This window comes from Corynebacterium sp. 22-2729, assembly GCF_053479475.1.
In genome coordinates this window covers 1-631 of record NZ_JBRBCA010000025.1, presented here as the reverse complement: position 1 = coordinate 631, position 631 = coordinate 1, and the positions used below count along the sequence as shown (strand labels likewise).

Sequence of the window (631 nt, the reverse complement as noted above, 5' to 3'; positions counted from 1 at the left end):
TGAACTGCTCCCCATTAGTTGGACTGAGAAATCAGTTACCGACTAGTGGGGAGTAGTTTTCATTGAGAGCACGAAGTTCGCTAAGTGAATATCAGCGCGAGCAGTTAGTGGAGTGTTTCGAGCAGGGCATGGGGAGCCAAGCTGCTGCGAAGGTGGTTGGAGTTTCGAGAGATGTGACGCGCAAACTCTATCGGCGGTTTAAGCTGCATGGCAGGCTATGTCTTGTGGAGAAACCGATTAAGCAGCAGTATTCGTTCGACATCAAGAAGGAAGTTGTCCAACGTCACCTTGCCGGCGAGACAATGATGGATCTTGCGCGTGAGTTTGGCCTGTCGTCAGACCAGCTCGTCAAAGATTGGTCCTGGAAATGGCGCAAAGGCGGCGATGAGGCGTTGAAACCGAAGCCGAAGGGCAGACCCAAAGGCTCGGCTGCACCGAAGCGGCTTACAGAAGAAGACAAGCTGCGCCGTCAGATCGCACGGTTGGAAGCGGAAAACGCGTACTTAAAAAAATTGCGGGACTTGAGGAACCAGGGACACGCCTGAAAGTCCAGGCGATCGTCATCCTCAAGTCGCACCACCGCTTGGAGCACCTCCTAGAGGCAGCAGGTATCCCACGGTCGACGTTCTTC

General features: G+C 53.9%; 1 pseudogene. It reads left to right on the top strand.

Annotated elements, in window-relative coordinates:
• Positions 1-215: 215 nt before the first annotated feature.
• Positions 216-631 (top strand): annotated as a pseudogene (locus ACUY2T_RS10270) (transposase); the annotation flags it as partial.